The sequence below is a fragment of the Streptomyces sp. CLV115 genome (genome assembly GCF_038448545.1).
In the GTDB taxonomy this organism is placed as follows: domain Bacteria; phylum Actinomycetota; class Actinomycetes; order Streptomycetales; family Streptomycetaceae; genus Streptomyces; species Streptomyces sanglieri.
In genome coordinates this window covers 65,042-82,162 of the sequence record NZ_JBCEWQ010000007.1, presented here as the reverse complement: position 1 = coordinate 82,162, position 17,121 = coordinate 65,042, and the positions used below count along the sequence as shown (strand labels likewise).

Annotated in this window: 17 protein-coding genes and 1 pseudogene; 9 read left to right on the top strand and 9 right to left on the bottom strand. The window is 69.2% G+C overall.

Annotation, left to right across the window (positions count from 1 at the left end):
* Positions 1–53 precede the first annotated feature (53 nt).
* The 4 genes from rhaI to AADR41_RS04545 all read right to left on the bottom strand — a co-directional run bounded on the left by rhaI (position 54) and on the right by AADR41_RS04545 (position 3,784).
* Complete coding sequence (gene rhaI, locus AADR41_RS04560; protein ID WP_342280059.1) at positions 54–1,220, bottom strand: L-rhamnose isomerase; 1,167 nt, start codon at positions 1,218–1,220, stop codon at positions 54–56.
* A 301-nt stretch (positions 1,221–1,521) separates the two neighbouring features.
* Complete coding sequence (locus AADR41_RS04555; RefSeq protein ID WP_342280058.1) at positions 1,522–1,749, bottom strand: hypothetical protein; 228 nt, start codon at positions 1,747–1,749, stop codon at positions 1,522–1,524.
* A gap of 88 nt (positions 1,750–1,837) precedes the next feature.
* On the bottom strand, positions 1,838–2,329 hold the full coding sequence (locus AADR41_RS04550; protein ID WP_342280057.1) for a hypothetical protein: 492 nt from the start codon (positions 2,327–2,329) through the stop codon (positions 1,838–1,840).
* An 87-nt stretch (positions 2,330–2,416) separates the two neighbouring features.
* Positions 2,417–3,784: an FAD-binding oxidoreductase gene (locus tag AADR41_RS04545; protein WP_342280056.1), complete on the bottom strand. Its 1,368-nt coding sequence runs from the start codon at positions 3,782–3,784 to the stop codon at positions 2,417–2,419.
* 230 nt (positions 3,785–4,014) lie between these two features.
* On the opposite strand from AADR41_RS04545, the gene AADR41_RS04540 reads away from it, so the two are divergent.
* From AADR41_RS04540 to AADR41_RS04530, 3 genes are all read left to right on the top strand, one after another.
* Positions 4,015–4,851 carry a pentapeptide repeat-containing protein gene (locus tag AADR41_RS04540; RefSeq protein WP_342280055.1) on the top strand — a complete coding sequence of 279 codons (837 nt, stop codon included), beginning with the start codon at positions 4,015–4,017 and terminating at the stop codon, positions 4,849–4,851.
* Between the two features lie 180 nt (positions 4,852–5,031).
* Positions 5,032–6,396, top strand: a complete 1,365-nt coding sequence (locus AADR41_RS04535; RefSeq protein WP_342280054.1) for a radical SAM protein — start codon at positions 5,032–5,034, stop codon at positions 6,394–6,396.
* 53 nt (positions 6,397–6,449) lie between these two features.
* The gene (locus tag AADR41_RS04530; RefSeq protein WP_342280098.1) at positions 6,450–7,331 is read left to right on the top strand and encodes an IS5 family transposase; all 882 of its coding nucleotides are present in this window, start codon (positions 6,450–6,452) and stop codon (positions 7,329–7,331) included.
* 31 nt (positions 7,332–7,362) lie between these two features.
* Here the strand turns inward: AADR41_RS04530 and AADR41_RS04525 are convergent, their stop codons facing one another.
* Together AADR41_RS04525 and AADR41_RS04520 are read right to left on the bottom strand one after the other, a co-directional pair.
* Positions 7,363–7,968: a hypothetical protein gene (locus AADR41_RS04525; RefSeq protein WP_342280053.1), complete on the bottom strand. Its 606-nt coding sequence runs from the start codon at positions 7,966–7,968 to the stop codon at positions 7,363–7,365.
* A 104-nt stretch (positions 7,969–8,072) separates the two neighbouring features.
* Entirely contained in the window at positions 8,073–8,975 is a 903-nt protein-coding gene (locus tag AADR41_RS04520) for a LysR family transcriptional regulator (protein WP_342280052.1), read from the bottom strand.
* Here AADR41_RS04520 and AADR41_RS04515 point away from each other — a divergent pair.
* Positions 8,947–9,579 (top strand): annotated as a pseudogene (locus AADR41_RS04515) (SDR family NAD(P)-dependent oxidoreductase); the annotation flags it as partial. The gene AADR41_RS04520 and the pseudogene AADR41_RS04515 overlap by 29 nt on opposite strands.
* A 121-nt stretch (positions 9,580–9,700) precedes the next feature.
* On the opposite strand, the gene AADR41_RS04510 reads toward AADR41_RS04515, so the two are convergent.
* A complete protein-coding gene (locus AADR41_RS04510; RefSeq protein WP_342280051.1) occupies positions 9,701–10,414 on the bottom strand; it encodes an NADPH-dependent F420 reductase in 714 nt (237 codons plus the stop codon).
* A 135-nt stretch (positions 10,415–10,549) separates the two neighbouring features.
* Here AADR41_RS04510 and AADR41_RS04505 point away from each other — a divergent pair, with 135 nt between their 5' ends.
* The 3 genes from AADR41_RS04505 to AADR41_RS04495 all read left to right on the top strand — a co-directional run bounded on the left by AADR41_RS04505 (position 10,550) and on the right by AADR41_RS04495 (position 12,006).
* Complete coding sequence (locus AADR41_RS04505) at positions 10,550–11,101, top strand: glycoside hydrolase family 25 protein (RefSeq protein ID WP_124722290.1); 552 nt, start codon at positions 10,550–10,552, stop codon at positions 11,099–11,101.
* 108 nt (positions 11,102–11,209) lie between these two features.
* Positions 11,210–11,701, top strand: coding sequence for a MarR family winged helix-turn-helix transcriptional regulator (locus tag AADR41_RS04500; protein ID WP_342280050.1), 492 nt, complete (start codon positions 11,210–11,212; stop codon positions 11,699–11,701).
* A gap of 35 nt (positions 11,702–11,736) precedes the next feature.
* On the top strand, positions 11,737–12,006 hold the full coding sequence (locus AADR41_RS04495; protein ID WP_259934195.1) for a hypothetical protein: 270 nt from the start codon (positions 11,737–11,739) through the stop codon (positions 12,004–12,006).
* Positions 12,007–12,087: 81 nt separating this feature from the next.
* Here the strand turns inward: AADR41_RS04495 and AADR41_RS04490 are convergent, their stop codons facing one another.
* Positions 12,088–13,485: a nucleotidyl transferase AbiEii/AbiGii toxin family protein gene (locus AADR41_RS04490; protein WP_342280049.1), complete on the bottom strand. Its 1,398-nt coding sequence runs from the start codon at positions 13,483–13,485 to the stop codon at positions 12,088–12,090.
* A 329-nt stretch (positions 13,486–13,814) separates the two neighbouring features.
* Here AADR41_RS04490 and AADR41_RS04485 point away from each other — a divergent pair, with 329 nt between their 5' ends.
* On the top strand, positions 13,815–14,993 hold the full coding sequence (locus AADR41_RS04485) for a S1 family peptidase (protein ID WP_342280048.1): 1,179 nt from the start codon (positions 13,815–13,817) through the stop codon (positions 14,991–14,993).
* Positions 14,994–15,353: 360 nt separating this feature from the next.
* Positions 15,354–16,238 (top strand): alpha/beta fold hydrolase, encoded by an 885-nt coding sequence (locus AADR41_RS04480; RefSeq protein ID WP_342280047.1) that lies wholly within the window; start codon positions 15,354–15,356, stop codon positions 16,236–16,238.
* A gap of 125 nt (positions 16,239–16,363) precedes the next feature.
* On the opposite strand, the gene AADR41_RS04475 is transcribed toward AADR41_RS04480, so the two are convergent.
* Positions 16,364–17,065: a 2-phosphosulfolactate phosphatase gene (locus AADR41_RS04475; protein ID WP_342280097.1), complete on the bottom strand. Its 702-nt coding sequence runs from the start codon at positions 17,063–17,065 to the stop codon at positions 16,364–16,366.
* Between the last annotated feature and the right edge of the window lie 56 nt (positions 17,066–17,121).

The window sequence follows — 17,121 nt, the reverse complement described above, 5'->3', positions numbered from 1 at the left end:
CGGGGGTCCGTATGAACCGGTCGATGGTCGTACGGGGGAGGGGAGCCCGGGGCTCAGGCGCCCCAGCCGGCCTGATCGCCACCGACCCGGGCGGCGGCGATCCGCTCCTGATTGCCCGAGGCCAGATAGGCGGCGAACGGATCCCTCGCCAGGCCGAATTCCTCCCGCACCTCGGCCAGCAGCGGACGTACATCGGTGTTGTAGGCGTCCATCAGGGCGCCGTTCGCGGCCAGCACATCGCCGGACTGCTGTGCGGCACCCAGCGCCGCCATGTCGACCAGCAGCGCCTTGGCGGTCGCTTCCTGCACATTGGCGACCGACCGGATCACGGCGGGGATCTTCGCCTCGATGTTGTGGCACTGGTCGAGCATGAAGTTGACGTTCGTCCCGGTCTTCAGACCGTCGTTCCTGACCACCTCGTGCATGATCCGGAACAGCTGGAACGGGTCGGCGGCCCCTGCCATCAGGTCGTCGTCCGCGTAGAACCGCGAGTTGAAGTCGAAGGCGCCGAGCTTCCCCGCGCGCAGCAGGGACGCCACGATGAACTCGATGTTGGTGCCCGGTGCGTGATGCCCGGTGTCCACGACCACCTGGGCCTTCGGACCGAGCCGCAGACAGTGCGCGTACGCCGTGCCCCAGTCGGGAACGTCGGTCGCGTAGAACGCGGGCTCGAAGAGCTTGTACTCCAGCAGCATCCGCTGGTCGTCGCCCAGCCGCTCGTACACCTCGGCCAGCGCTTCGGCGAGCCGGTCCTGGCGAGCGGTGATGTCGTCCTGTCCCGGGTAGTTCGTGCCGTCGGAGAACCAGAGCTTGAGATCGGGGGACCCGGTCTCGTCCATGATGTCGACGCACTCCAGCAGATGGTCGGTGGCCTTACGGCGCACCTTCGGATCGGGGTGGGTGACCGAACCGAGCTTGAAGTCGTCGTCCTGGAACACGTTGGAGTTGATCGCCCCGATCCGCAGCCCGAGCCCCTCGGCGTGCCGGGTCAGCGCGGCGTAGTCCTCGACCCTGTCCCACGGAATGTGCAAGGACACCTTCGGCGCCACACCCGTGAACGCGTGCACCTGGGCCGCGTCCTCCATCTTCTCGAACGGGTCGCGCGGCACCCCCGGTTGTGCGAACACCTTGAAACGCGTGCCGGAGTTCCCGTACCCCCACGAGGGCGTTTCGATGACCTGGGACTTCAAAGCTGCCTTGACGGCCGACACATCAGACATGAACACCTCGTAAGCAGAGTCATCCAGCTACCGGAGACCGTTCGGATGTATGAATCGTTTCATCTGAACCGTACGCTAGGTTTGCCACAAGCTTCCAGTCAAGGCGCTGGTCGGGTTCTCTTGGCGGGTTGAATCAATTCATCGTGGGAGTACCCGGCCTGACGAGCCGTTCGGTGCATGGTGGCGCATCGGGGCGGCGGGGTGAAGAGGGCCCGCATGGGGCCGACCGGTGCGATCCCGGCCGGCCGTGTCGGGCTGCCGAGCACCCTGCGATCGCGGTGGCGCCCGCGAGGTCCCCGGTTCAGCGGCCGCCGACGGACATGCCCGGCTGCAGCGAGCTCACCAGGTCGAAGAACCGGGACTCGTTGCCGCAGAGGCCGGCCCGCTGGAGCGCGCCGTCGGCCTCGGCGATCGGAGAGGCGAGCAAGGGCACGTACAAGGGGCCGTCTTCGGGATCCGCGAGCGCGGCGCGGGTGGCCTCCAGCAGTCGGACGTACGCCTGGGCCGCGGCGAGTTCGTCATTGCGCATCTCAGCATCTCCCGGTCAGAGGTGTCGGACCCACCAGCATCCCCCATGGGTCTGACAATGCCGGTCGAAGGCGGCGCCGGGCGGCCCGTCATCCGCCGTCCGGTCCCCGTGCCCCGGCCGGCGGTTCGACCTCCAGGAATCTTCGGCGCCGCGCTCCCCGGTACAGCAGCACCGTCCAGCCCAACTCCCGCAGCACCGCCGAGCACCGGGTCAGCCCGGCCTCCTCCGAGCGGGATGCCCCGCTGCCCGGCGGACCGAGCCATTCGACCCGGACACCGCCCGGTGCCTCGCCCTGCTGCAAGCGGTAACCGGTCGCCGTCCGCAGCCCCGATCCGTCGACGGCCGAGGGGGCCAGGCCCGATGCCTCCAGGGCGATGGCGACCGCCCGTACCGGCCGGAGCACTTCCCATCGCGCCGGTACATGCTGCGGGTCGGCGTGTCCGGTGTTCGTCAGCCGACGGATCTGCAGCATCCCCTCGAACGCCGTCCGCACGGAAGCGGAGCGTCCCGTGTCCGGCTCCGGAGTCCTCGGACCGTCCCCGGTCGCCGGTTCGAAACCGGCCCCGTTCCCGGTGTCCATCAGTGTCCCCCTTCGGCCGTGCCGTACCGCTGCCAGTGTGCGTCGTGCCACTGACAGCGGCTCTGGCGCGGGGCGCGGGCGGCCTCTTCAGCCGCCGAGCACCTTGCCCGGGTTGAGGATGCCGTGCGGGTCCAGCGCCGCCTTCACCGCGTGATGCATGCCCAGCACCGCGGAACCCAGCTCCTTGTTCATGCCGCGCATCTTCAGCAGCCCCACCCCGTGCTCACCCGTCACCGTGCCACCGAGGGCGATCGCGTCGTCGAGAATGTCCTCGAAGGCCGACTGGGCGCGGGCGCGGGCGGCTTCGTCGCCGGGCGCCGTGATGATCAGCGGGTGCAGGTTCCCGTCCCCGGCATGGGCGATGTTGGCCACCAGGATGTCGTGCCGGGCCGCCGTCCTCTCGATCCGGGCCAGCATCTCGGGCACCGCGGTCCTGGGCACGCACACGTCCTCGGTCAGGACCGGACCGAGCCGTTCCAGCGCCGGATAGGCGAGCCGGCGTGCCTGGAACAGCGCATCGGCCTCCTGCTGGTCCGTGGAGACCGCGGCCCAGGTGGCCCCGGCCCGCTCGAAGCACTCCCGTACCAGCTCGGCCTCGGCGTCGCCCTCGGCTCCCGGTGTGTCGACCCGTCCCAGCAGCACCACGTCCGCGTCGGCGGAGAGCCCCATCTTCTTCCAGGCGTCGACGGCCGCGAGACAATGGCGGTCGACCAGTTCGAGGGCCGAGGGAATCACGCCCGACGCGGTCACGGCGCTCACCGCCTCACCGGCGGCCACCACCGACGAGAAGTATCCGGCCACGGTCCGTTCCTGAGGGCGTGCCGGACGCAGCCGCACCGTGATCTCCGTGATCACGCCGAGGGTGCCCTCGGAGCCGACCATCAGCCCGGCCAGGTCGTATCCCGCCACACCCTTCGCGGTGCGCCGGCCGAGCGGGACGACCTCGCCGAGCCCGTTGACCACTTCGAGGCCGAGCACGTAGTCGCGCGTCACTCCGTACTTGACGCAGCACATGCCCCCGGCATTGGTGGCGACGTTCCCGCCGATCGTCGACCAGGGCGAGCTGGCCGGATCCGGCGGATACCAGAGCCCGTGCTCCGCGCCCGCCGCCCGCAGATCGTCGTTTACCACTCCCGGCTGGACGACGGCCAGCCGCTCCGCCGGGTCGATGCGGACGATGCGGTTCATGTCCTCGAAGGACACGACGATCGCCCCGTCCACGGCGTTCGCACCGCCCGAAAGGCCGGTGCCCGCGCCGCGCGGCACCAGCGCAATGCGGTGGGCCAGACAGTGCCGGACCACATCCCTGACCTCTTCGGTGCTCTGCGGACGCACCACGGCCAGGGGCGTTCCGTACGGGGCCCACTCGGCCTCGTCGTGCTGATACCGCGCGAGGCCGGCCGGATCGGTCAGTACCCGCCGGGCAGGGATGTCGTCGACTGCTGCGTTCGCCACGTCCGTGGCCACCTCCCACTACAAAGATGTATTACCCATCATCATTGCGCGCAGGATCCCGGACCGGAAGCCCCCGCTCCGACGCGCCGGACAGGTGGCCGAAGGGCGCCCAGCGGTGAGTGACCCAAGACCGACCGGCATCGCGATGATCATGAAATTAACGCGAACGGGTGACGGATCCCGATAGGGTCGACCGTCCGACAAATCCGTACCCGGAGGATCCACGCACCGTGCCCGACAACGTCCAAGGCCCCGGCACCGACCGTGCCGCGCTGCGCGCCGACTGCGCGAACTGCTTCGGGCTGTGCTGCGTAGCACTGACCCTGACACGGTCCGCGGACTTCGCGATCGACAAGGACGCCGGGAAGCCCTGCCGGAACCTCCAGGAGGACTTCCGCTGCGGCATCCACACCGAGCTGCGGACCCGGGGCTTCCCCGGTTGCACGGTGTACGACTGCTTCGGGGCGGGCCAGAAGGTCTCCGGCGAGACCTTCCACGGACAGGATTGGCGCGGCGCCCCGCGGACCGCCCGGCAGATGTTCCAGATGTTCCCGGTCATGCGGCAGCTCCACGAGCTGCTGTGGTACCTCACGGAAGCGCTGTCCCTGGAAGCGGCGCGCTCCCTCCACCACGAGATCCGGCGCGCCCTCGACGAGACGGAACGCCTCACCCACCTCCCGGCGGACGCCTTCCGCGAACTGGACGTGGCTGGGCATCGCGACGTCGTGGCCGAGCTGCTGCGCCGTGCCGGCGCCCTGGTACGAGCTACGGCGCCGCGCAGGAAGAAGCGTGATCACCGGGGCGCCGACCTCATCGGAGCACGGCTCAGGGGTGCCGATCTGCGGGGCGCCGACCTGCGGGGCGCGTATCTGATCGCAGCGGACCTCACCGGTGCCGATCTGCGCCTGGCCGACCTGATAGGTGCGGACTTCCGGGACGCGGACCTGTCCGGCGCCGACCTCACGACGAGCCTCTTCCTCACCCAGTCCCAGCTCAACGCCGCCGGGGGAGACACCGCGACGAAACTCCCGCCGTCCCTCGACCGCCCCACGCACTGGGCCCGGTGAACACCGGCCCGGAGGCGGCCACCGACCGATGACCCTTGCCGCGCCACCGACTGTCGCGGACCGGTCCGGACGCGCCCCGAGAATCGGCCGGTGCGTCGGGGCACTGCGGACATGTCCGGTTCGTTGCACAGTGTGGCGTACCCGGAACGCCGCAGACGACCGGACCGAGGAGTCCCGCACATGGCCAGCAGTACCGACCACAGCCGCACCGAACCGCATCGCACGGAAGGGAACCGCACCCGTCTGGTCGAGCACCTGATGGAGCGGTTCCCGCACGTGCCCCGGGAAGCCGTCATCAAGGAAGACCTGCTGCGCGGCGGACTGGCCTTCGACGAATCCGCGCTCAGCGACAACGAGGGAGGTGACGTCAAGCCGAAGTCCTACTTCATCTTCTCCTTCGACCACGGGACGCTCCCCGAGCTCGGCGCCGCCGCCCTGCGCCGCCCGCCGGAGGAGATCGTCCTCACCGGCGGACCTTACGACCTGCGCAGGACCGTCGTGTCGGTCCGGGTCAACCCGGCGTCCCCGTACCGCGTCGCGGCCGACGACGACGGCGTGCTCGGGCTGTACCTCGACGGCCGGCGGATCTCCGATGTGGGCCTGCCGCCCATGCCGGACTACTACCGGCACACGCTGGAGAACGGCAAGTCCGTGATGGAGGTGGCGCCCACCATCCAGTGGGGGTACCTCGTCTACCTGACGGTGTTCCGGGTCTGCCAGTACTTCGGCGCGAAGGAGGAGTGCCAGTACTGCGACATCAACCACAACTGGCGCCAGCACAAGGCGGCGGGACGCCCGTACACCGGAGTGAAGCCGGTCGAGGAGGTCCTGGAGGCGCTCGCCATCATCGACAAGTACGACACGGCGAAGACCTCCACCGCCTACACCCTCACCGGCGGGGCCATCACCTCCCACATCGGCGGCCGTGACGAGGCCGACTTCTACGGTCAGTACGCCAGGGCCATCGAGGAGCGCTTCCCCGGCCGGTGGATCGGCAAGGTCGTGGCCCAGGCCCTGCCCAAGGCCGACGTGCAGCGATTCCACGACTACGGTGTGCAGATCTACCACCCCAACTACGAGGTGTGGGACCGCAGGCTGTTCGAGCTCTACTGCCCGGGCAAGGAACGCTACGTCGGCCGTGACGAGTGGCACCGCCGGATCCTGGACTCCGCCGAGGTCTTCGGCCCCCGCAATGTCATCCCCAACTTCGTGGCGGGCGTGGAGATGGCGGAGCCCTTCGGCTTCACCACGGTGGACGAAGCCATCGCCTCGACCACCGAGGGCCTGCGCTTCTTCATGTCGCACGGCATCACCCCGCGGTTCACCACCTGGTGCCCGGAGCCCACCACCCCGCTCGGGAAGACCAATCCGGACGGGGCGCCACTGGAGTACCACATCCGCCTGCTGGACGCCTACCGGGCGACCATGGAGGAGTACGGTCTCAGCTCGCCCCCCGGCTACGGCCCGCCCGGCGCCGGCCGCGCCGTCTTCTCCGTCAGTTCGTTCATGGACAGCCTTCCGGCCCGTCCGGACGACTCCCTCTAGGGCCTGTCCGGCGGATCATGTGACCGCTTCGCCCTCGATTCGTTGGCATGGACATGGGGCGGGGAGATCTGACGAACGAAGAGTGGACACGGCTGAAACCGCATCTGCCGAAGTCCGGGCAGCGCGGAGGTCGTTGGGCGAGCCACCGCACGGTGATCAACGGGATCCTCTTCCGGCAGCGCACGGGAGTGCCTTGGAGGGATCTACCTGCGCGTTTCGGCCCGTGGAAGACCGTGTACGAGCGGCACAGACGCTGGTCGGCGGACGGCACGTGGGACAAGATCTTCGCAGCTGTCCTGGCTGACGCCGATGCTGAAGGTCGCATCGACTGGTCGATGGTGAGCGTGGACTCGACGTCCTGCCGGGCCCACCAACACGCTGCCGGAGCCCACAAGAGACGCCCGCGAGTGCCGGGAAAAAGAACAACGCCTCGGCAGCACCGCCCCGATGAGGCACTCGGACGCTCCCGGGGTGGCCTCACCTGCAAAATCCATCTCGCCGGGGAAGGCGGACGCCGCCCTCTGGCCCTGCTGATCACACCGGGCCAGTGGGGCGACGCCCCACAGTTCATCCCCGTGATGGACCGTATCCGGGTGGGCCGCCATGAAGGCGGTCGCCCTCGCACCCGCCCCGACCATGTTGGCGGCGATAAGGCGTACAGCTCCCGACGCAACCGCCGCTACCTGCGCAGACGGCAGATCAAGCACACCATCCCCGAACCGAAGGACCAACGGGCCCACCGCAAAAGGCGCGGCAGCCACGGTGGTCGACCCACCGGCTTCGACAAGACGATTTACAAGCGCCGCAACGAAGTAGAGCGGACGATCAACGCACTGAAGAACTTCCGGGCCGTGGCTACGAGATTCGACAAACGCGCCTTCATCTTTCACGGCACTGTCACCGTTGTTGCGATCCGGCTCTGGCTCCGCACGTGATCCGCCGCTCGAAGCCTGCACGGCGTAGTACTCAGGGCTGCGGCTTCTTCCGTTGCCCGACCCAGGCCTCAAACCCTGCGGGATCGCGGACGCCGTCATCGAGGACCGCGCAGTAGACGTCGAAGCTCTTGACAGTCGTGCCGTACTCGGCACGGTCGGCCCAAGTCCGCTTGATTTCGATGATGGCCGCGCGGCTCTCGTCCGTCAGACGCGGTCGCAGGGTGGTCAGGTGGGCGGTCGAGGGCTGGCGTTCAGGCTTGTCGAGGAACCAGACGTCAAGGTTCCAGGTGGCCCCGGACGATACACACTCCACACCGAGGTACAGGCCGTCGGGGTAGGCGTCTGGCTCCCGGTTCCACGCCCCGCAGTCATTGCGGAAGCTCACAAGGCGGACGTGTGGGTGGGTCGCAAGCCGAGCACCGACCGCGGCGACAGCCGCCACGGCAGCATCGTCCAGACGCTCACACACCACGTCCAGATCCAGATCCCGACGGACCATCAGGCCCAGCGCCGCGCTCCCGACGATGGTCGGAGTGCCGACATCGGCCAGCAGCTCGTCCAGCCGGAGCTCCCGATATACGCCCTCCGCTTCGGCTCGCAACTCATCCTGCTCCCCCAACACCTCAGATACGTCCACACGATCACCCTACGGCGTCCGGTGGATCACTTCGTCGGCCTGGTGGACTGGCTCCAGAGTCAAGGTGGGGGGCCTCGCCCACGCCATGATCCGCCGGACAGGCCTTAGCGCTGGTGCGGGCCGCTGCCGGGTGCGGCGGCCGCCAGTTCACGCACGACACGTGCGAACCCCCGCACGAGGTTGCTGTCCGTGCCGTCGGCCCAGGCGAGCGAGGTCCGCAGCGGCTCGGCATCGGTGAGCGGCACCCAGGTGAGATCGGGCCGGGTGTAGTACCCGGCCATGCTCATCGGCGCGAAGCAGGTGGCGGAGCCCTCCGCCACCTGCTCCAGCATCTCCTCGGCGTTGCCGTTGGTCGGCCCCCATCTCGGACTCGACCCGTCCGGCCGGGGGTTGACAGCCCACCAGTCCACCCATCCGCGCGGCGCGCGCTCAGTCCACATCAGCGGCTCGTCACCCATGTCGAGTGGGGAGACCTCGTCGCGTCCCGCCGGCGGGTGTCCCGACGGCAGCCCCACGACGCGTGGCTCCGTGTGCACCGGTTCGGAGCGGAGGCCGGTCAGGTCGTTGGGCAACCAGACGAAGGCCACGTCCACCAGTCCTTCACGCAGCGCGGCGGCCTCCTGCCCCCAGTCGTACCGTCTGGGCACCACTCGCACTCCGGGGGGATGACGTCGCGCGAACTCGGCGCGTGCCCGAGTGGTGAGTTCACCCGCACCGCTCGCCTCGAACCCGACCCGCAGCACGCCAGTCTCACCGCGCCGGTGCCGCTCGGCGGCGGCGGACACCCGCTCCGACTGGCGGACCGTGAGCAGAGCCTCGGCGATGATCTCCCGGCCGGCATGCGTCGCAGACGCACCCCCGGCGTGCCGGTCGAAGAGCCGAACGCCCAACTCGGATTCGAGGCTCTTCAACGCGTAGGGCAGGGCCGGCCGGCTGATGTACAGCCGCTGTGCGGCCCGCCCGAGGTTCTCCTCGTCGGCGATCACGGTGCTCTGGCACGGACGCATCGACGTCGTCGTCGACAACGCGGGTCTCGGCATGGTCGGGGCGGTCGAGGAGACCACCGACCAGGAACTGCGTGACCTGATGGACCTGCACTTCTTCGGCCCCGCGGCAATGGTCCGCGCGGTGCTGCCGCACATGCGGCGGCAGCGGTCCGGCGCCATCGTGCAGATGAGCAGCATGCGCGGCCGGTTCACATTCCCCGGAGTCGATGCCTATTCGGCCACCAAATTCGCCCTGGAAGGTCTGTCCGAGGCACTCGCGGCCGAAGTGGCCCCGCACGGGATCAAGGTACTCATCGTCGAACCCGGATCGTTGCGCACCGGGTTCGCCGGGGGAGGGGCGCACCGGCAGACAACCGCGATGCCCGCGTACGACGCGGCCGTCGGCCCCGTCCGGGCGGGCCTCCCCGGCTCGGACGGCAAGCAGGAGGGCGGCCCCGACAAGGCCGCGGCCGCCATTCTCACCGCCCTCGCCGCAGAGAAGACGCCACTGCGACTGCCGCTCGGCAACGATGCGACCGACGCGATCCGGGCCCACCTCGAAGAGGCCCGTGCCGAGACACTTCTGTGGGAGAAGGTCAGTCGCAGCACCGCCTTCGACGGCTGAGGAGCGTGGCCACCACCACGGCTGCCGACGCGTCCGACGACGTCCGGACGCCGGGGCGGAGCGCCGGACGCGACAGGGCGGAGGCGCCGGGGCGGCTCGTCGTGCCCCGGCGTCGGGAACGTCAGGCGCGCCACTCGGCCGTGCGCTCGGGGGACGCCTCGGCGAGCGCCTTGCGGACGGCCTCCACGTCGCCCTGATGGCCGTAGACAGGTGTGCCGGGCTGCTGACGCCAGGAATCGTCGAGGCTCCCGGCGTCCACTGTGTCGAAGCCGAGTTCGTCGATGAGGTCGCGCACGACCTGCTTGGCCGTCGCGTCGTCACCCGCCACCGGCAGTGCCTGACGGCCGGGGCTGCCCTTGGGGAGCCCGTTGGAGAGGATGTCCTGTGCGTACGTCCCGTTGAACGCCTTGATCACCGGGTGGCCGATCTGTTCCTCGGTCCACCGGCTCTCGGGCTTGCCGTCCTCGATCTCGGCGATGCGGCCGTCGCGTTGCTGCGGGTAGTAGTTGCCCGTGTCGATGACCGCGGCCCCGGCCGCGGCGCCGTCGAGCAACCCGGCGGGCAGATCGGGGACCGCCTTGAGGGGGACGGTGACGACAACGACCTCGGCTCCCCGAGCCGCTTGAGACGCGTCGACCGCGGTGGCTCCGGTCTCCTCGGCGAGTGCGGAGAGCGTCTGCGGGCCGCGCGAATTGGCAATGGACACCTCGTGACCCAGTGCGGTGAGACGCCGGGCGAGGTTTCCGCCGATGTTGCCCGCTCCGATGATGCCGATCTTCATGGATCCGACCTTCCGATGGCGACTGCGGTACGTGATGTGGTCTCGCCGGTTCATCAACTACCCGTTTCCGGTCCGTATTCCTGGCAATGGCAAAACGATTCGCCCGTTCATCCGAAGGATGGGAACGACCGACTGCGGGCACGTACAGAAAGAGAACGGAAGCGCTCAAACCATTTGAAGGCGGTGCCCATGCTCCATGGCGTCGATGTCAGTTCCCATCAGTCGTCCTTCGACACGGACGGGCTCGACTTCGTCTTCATCAAGGCGACCGAGGGCCGCTCGTACGTCAATCCACATCTCTCGGCGCAGGTGAAAAGGGCCAGGGACGCGGAGTGCGTGCTCGGCTTCTACCATTTCCTCTGGCCGGGGAACATCACGGCCCAGGCCGAGTACTTCGTGAGCAAGGCCCCGGAGAAGGCGGGCGATCTGCTCGCCGTCGACTGGGAGGAGAACGGCGAGGGCACGCGGGCCGGCAACGCCGAGAAGGACCGCTTCATCCGCGAGGTCAAGCGCCTGCGGCCGCACCACAAGGTTCTGCTGTACTGCAACCGCTATTTCTGGCTGAACCACGACACCACGTCGTACGCGGGGGACGGCCTGTGGATCGCCGACTACGTGACCGCGGGGAAACCCCGGATCAAGGCGTCCTGGCGTATCCACCAGTACACCGACCACCCGCTGGACAAGGATGTCGCCGCCTTCTCCTCGCGGACGGCCATGCGCGACTGGGCCAAGGGATAGACGACGCGGGACCTTGCACACGGGGGTGCGGCCCGGACCGCGCCGGGCGGGACGCACCCCCATTGGTGGGTGAATACCCATGATTGGTGAGCGCCTAGGATGGTGCCGATGAGCGAGACCCCGCCCAGCCTCCTGGGACTCACGACCTATCTGCTGTCCAAGACCGGCAAGGCGGCGCGGAGCCGACTCGCGTCGCGACTGGCCGAGCGCGACCTCCGGCTCTGGCACATGGCCGTACTCTCGGCGCTCATCGACTTCGGCCCCCATGTGCAACGGGAACTGGCATCGAGGCTCGGGATCGACCGGAGCGACATCGTCAAGATCGTGGACGATCTCGCGCTGGCCGGTCTCGTCGACCGGGCCCGGGACACCGCCGACCGCCGCCGGGTGAACGTCACGCCCACCCCGGCCGGCCGTGCAGTGCTCGCGGAACTCCAGGACGACGCCCGGAGCGTGCAGGCGTCAATGCTCGCTCCCCTGAACGCGCGCGAACAATCCCAGCTGGCGGCGCTGTTGAAGCGTGTCCACGCCCATGTTCACGACAGCCCCGCAGCATTGAATGTCCGCGACGGCGCCACAGCGTCGGGGCCAGGTCGCTGACCGAATCCCCGGGGCCGGTGCGGCACACTTCTCGGGTGACCACAGCCGCGGCTCAGCCGCCTCGCGACCGCGCGCTCGGGCGCGGAATCACCACCCTCATTCCGCAGGCCGCCACGGCCACTCCGGCCGAACAGGCCGCGGCCGTACTGACGGCGATGCAGAGCGTTCCGGTACGCGTGGGTGTCCTTCAGGCGGCCGTGGTCCTCCTGGAAGAACGGGTGCGCGCGACACAGGACGACGCGGAACGCGCGGCCGCCGCGACGACGGTCGCCATGCTGCGCAGCGCGATCGGCCGGGCGGGCTGACCCCGCCGGCGGACCGGGTCGGCTGACCGGTCTGTCCGGCAGGGCCGACCGATCAGCTTGCAGCCCCGGGCGGGAGGTGGATCAGCGCAGCTCGTCCAGGACCCGCTCGCATGCCTCGGGGTGCTCCCGCCAGTACCGCCAACTTGCCTGATGGGACAGGACGGCGGCGAGCGCGTCCGCCAGTCCGAGATGCCGCGTCCCCGCGATCTCCCGTACGACCACGACGGCGGCCGTCAGCCCGTCCTGCCCGCCTTCGTCCAGAAACCCGAGAGCGGAGGCAGGGTCTTCCCGGGCTGCCGTGCGGGTGGACTCCACCAGCGGCTCCAGCCACCGGGCCCAGAGCCGATACCGGCCCGACACCTCGGAGTCCACCTCGTCGATCCTGTCCACCGCATCGACCCCATCCACCGCATCGGACCCATCCGCCCCGGGCGTCACGTTTGTCGCGTCGTCCCCGCCCTGGCGTTCAGCACCCTCCAGCAGCGGTGCCAGCGCCTTCGCCAGACGCCCGCAGTAACTCGCCGCACTCTCGGTGACCCAGGGGTGTTCGGCGGTGAAGTGCTCCCATTCGGTCTGCACCCCGAACCCGTTCAGCCACCAGGCGCCCGGGGGCCGAAGACCTTCGGTGCCGCCGAGCACGAAGGCTTCCCGCACCAGTTCGTAACCCGGAGGAGTACGTTCCGCGAGCAGCACGGCATCGTACAGATCCTTGCCCTGCGGGTATGCGTCGGTCACCAGCCACAGCAGCTTCCAGGCCAGTGACAGTTCGGGTGACACCGCCGGCATCCGGCAGCCCGGTCCGTCCCCGAGCGGCTGGAGTTCGGTGAGCACGGCGGGGGAGGGCAGGGTCTCGTTGAACACCACGTCGAGCTGTACGGTGCCGCCGGGCACCCCGTCCGCCGTCCACGGCAGCAGCAGGCGACGGCCCGGAACCCGGTCGTACGTCCAGATGTCCTCCGTCACCAGACCTGCCGCGTCGATCCGGACCGAGTCACGGGCGGCCGCGGCCTCCGCCGCGTCCCGGGCGATCGTTTCGAAGAGACCGGCGGACCTGGGGTCGTCCATGGCCCAGTCCCGGGGCACGAAGAGAAAGTCCAGATCTCCCGGGTCGCGGGCGGTCTCCCCGAACCACGTGGCCATCAACACGCTGCCGCGCAGCACCAGATGGCCGCCCCAGGGGCCGCCCGCGACGGATGCCAGCACCGTGTCCAGTGCCGTACGGCGCGCCCGGTGCCAGGCCCGGCCCACGTCTTCCCGGCCCTCACCGAAGACCGGCTCACCGGCTCGGTAGGCGTTGGCGAACTGCTTCAGGGCGGGCTCGAAGATCAGGGGATGATCCATCCCGGCCGGCGCGGGCAGCAGGGTTCCCGGGAGATCGGAGTTGCGCCGTGTCTCCTCGTCGAGGGGCTCATGCGGAACGTGTGGCGTGCCCGTCCACAGACCGCGCCAGGAGGCGGACCCGTCGGCCGAAGATGTCATGGTGAGGCTCCTGTTGGGGAGTGCGCAGCAGTTCGTGACGCAGGTGACGGGGCGGCGTGCAGGGCACGCGTGATCATCCGACGCGAGCATAGGCGTCCGCACCGAGTGGCGGGCAACGGGTCCGGCGGCCGGAAGGGGTAGACGCGGCGCGGGTGCAGTGCGCGTCTGTCGCGCAACGGTCGAAGTACACCCACTCATTGGCATGGACCTGATAGGCGCGCTGCGTTACAGTCCGTTTTCGGCACGCTCTGAGAGCGCTCTCAGATCAGAGCTCTCGGACGCCTGCTGTTCCTCCCCCACGATGCCGGAACAACAGAAGGGCCATTGCCTTGAGATGTATCAATGCGCTGCGTACGAGCCTGGCTGCCGCACTTGTCGTCGGAGCCTGGGCCACCGTGGGTCTTGCCTCCGGCCCGGCATCCGCCGCCGCCGTGGATCTGCCGCTCGCTGCACCCCGCTCCGCGACCGGTGAGGCGCCCGCGTCCGAAGGGCTGCTCTCCGCGATGCGGAAGGACTTCGGCCTGACGGAAGGACAGGCCAAGGCGAGGCTGGCCGCGGAGAAGACGGCGACCGCCGTACAGGGCGAGGCGCGCCGGGTCGCCGGGTCGTCCTATGCCGGCGCCTGGTTCGACCCGGCCACGAACCGCCTCACCGTGGCCGTCACCGACAGCCGGAAGTCGGCCGCCGTGCGCGCCTCCGGCGCGTCCGTCCGGCTGGTGCGTCACACCGCGCGGCAGCTCGACGCGGCGAAGGCGCGGATCGACGGGCTGACGGCACCGGCGGGTGTCAGCAGCTGGCACGTGGACCCGAAGGCCAACCGCGTCGTCGTCGACGTTGTTGCTTCGGCAGTGAATGACAACGATGTCCGATCCTTCGTCGACCAGGCCCGCAAGACCGGCCCCGTAACGGTGAAGCACACTCCTGAAGGGCCCAGGACCTTCGCCGCCGGAACCGTGGGCGGCGACCCCTACTACACGGGCAACGTGCGATGCTCCATCGGCTTCTCGGTGCACGGCGGCTTCGTCACGGCGGGCCACTGCGGACAGGCCGGCGCGGCGGTCAGCGGCTGGGACCGTTCGGCCATCGGCAACTTCCAGGGTTCGTCGTTCCCCGGTGACGACTACGCCTGGGTCACTGTCGGCAACGGCTGGTGGACCGTCCCCGTCGTACTCGGCTGGGGCACCATCTCGGACCAACTGGTCCGGGGCTCCGCAGAGGCACCGATCGGCTCCTCGATATGCCGTTCCGGCTCCACGAGCCACTGGCACTGCGGCAACGTGCTGGCCACGAACGAAACCGTGAACTACAGCCAGGGCGCGGTTCACCAGATGACGAAGACGAGCGTCTGCGCCGAGCCGGGGGATTCCGGTGGCTCGTTCATCAGCGGAGACCAGGCCCAGGGGGTCACTTCCGGCGGCTGGGGCAACTGCACCAGCGGCGGGGAGACCTGGCACCAGCCCATCAACGAGATTCTGAACCGATACGGACTGACTCTGCACACGGCCTGACTCTGCACACGGCCGGACGGTACGCAGGTCCGGCTGAACAGGGCCCGCCCGGATCCCACGGCGAGGGCCTGTCGCAGCACGAGTGTGATCGCTCGAACTGCGGCAGGCCCTTCATGCGGTTGAACCGGTCGTTCGTAATCCACGGGGCCGTACGAGGACGGTCGCCGGCGTGATCGCCCGCCTCAGCTCGCCGACGGGCATCCTCCGATTTGATTCAGCCGGCGGATGACCGGCCGGAGGTTCAGCTGTTCGAGCTGCTGGGTGAGACCGTCCACGAATCCCGGCCCGCGTACCGCAGAGGCCATGCAGGCCGGCAGCTCCGCTGCACAGGACTCCCGGTCCCGCTGTAGGTTCTCCGACATGACCTTGGCGGAGACGCAGGGCCTCACGTCGATGACCGATGGGGCACAGATACGTTGGAGGGCGCTGGGAGACACCTCCGGGCGGCCGGCCGTGGTCATGCTGCACGGCGGTCCGGGACTGCCGGACTATCTGGACGGCATCGCCCCCATGGTCGCGGACCTTGCGCCGGTGTACCGGTACGACCAGCGTGGCACGGGTCGGTCCCCCTGGTGGGGCCGCCACTCCTTCGACCGCCACATCGACGATCTTGCCGAAATGCTCGACGCATGGGACGTGCCCGAGGCCGTGCTGATCGGGCACTCCTACGGCAGCACCCTGGCGAGCCGGTTCTGCCTGAGGAACTCCGACCGGGTCGCCGCGATGTTGCTGATGTGCGGGCCGTTCGTAGGTGACTGGCGCGGTGGGGACCGGGCGGAGCGCGCTCGCCGGATGTCCGCAGCACAGCAGGAGCGGCTCCGCGAACTGGAGAGGGCGCCGCACCGTACGGAGGAGCAGGAGGCCGAGCTGCTCACGCTGGCCTGGTTCACCGACCACGCCGACCCCGAGCGCGGGTGGCACTGGGCCGCGCAGGGGGCCCGGCACCGCCGTCCCGTCAACTGGACGATGAACAGTGAACTCGGCAAGGAAGGGCGCGTGGACCCGCTCGATGAGCATCTTGGCGAGCTGCGCGCGTGCATGCCCGTGAGGGCGGAACTCCTCGGCGGAGCCAACGATCCCCGGCCGTTCTCGGCGCTTGAATCGCTCGCGCTCCGGCTCGATCTTCCGCTGACGAGGATCGAGAACGCAGGTCACGAGCCCTGGCTGGAGCAGCCCGACGTTGTACGTGCGCACCTGAGGCGATTCGTGCGGGCCGCGGTGGGTGACCGGGCCGACAGCGCGTGACTGCGAAGGAGCTCTTGTTCCGTCTGGAGGTGCTGTTGTTCCCGTTGCCCGCGGACGCCATCGGCGCCTACCCGACCGGATGCCGGCTCCCGCACGGCGAGAGCCGCACCGGGCCTCGCCGACGGTCAGACCGAGGCATCGCCGGTCGGCGAAGGCACAGTGCACGAACGGAGGACCATGAGCGAGTCTTCCCATGCCGCCACCATGGCGAAGGGGAACCGGTCGAGTTCAAGACAGAGCGCGACATCATCAGGGTGAACTCCTTGGCGTATCCCCTGCGCCAGCTCGGTGGCGGCACGCGACTCGCCGGCGCGGCGGAGGTACTCAGCCGCATCCGCTCCTGCACCGGTGGCCCTCCTGGCGATGTACTGAGCGCACGCCAGATCTTCATCGGCGCGCCCGTCTTCGCCAGTGACGACGAAGGTGACAGCGTCACACTCGCGGATCCGCAGGAGCCGGGCCGTTGCCTCTGCCACCACGAAGCCGGCGCACAGCACCAGCGACGCCTCCTTGACCGCAAGGGCGCCGACTGTCCCTGCCGTGGTCTTCTGCACAACGGTCCGTCCGCCAAGGTCGATGGACCGCAGCAGACCAGGCGAGTTGACGGTGTCGAACCCGGGTGCGGACGGACCGTCCTTGATCGCCACCCAATCCGGATGGCGATCCTTGAGCGCCAGGGCTTCGTCAAGTGACTCGGCAAGGACGATCTTCTCCGCTCCTTGGGCGAACGCCCAGGCAGCCACTGTGAAAGCACGCATGACGTCGACCACCACTGCCACACGCGGGGTTTCGGCCAGCTCGGTGATGCCAAGGAAACGGGGATCCATCCGGTCATGATCGCGCATGCCCGGCCTCAAGTACCCCGGCAGTGACGCGCATCATG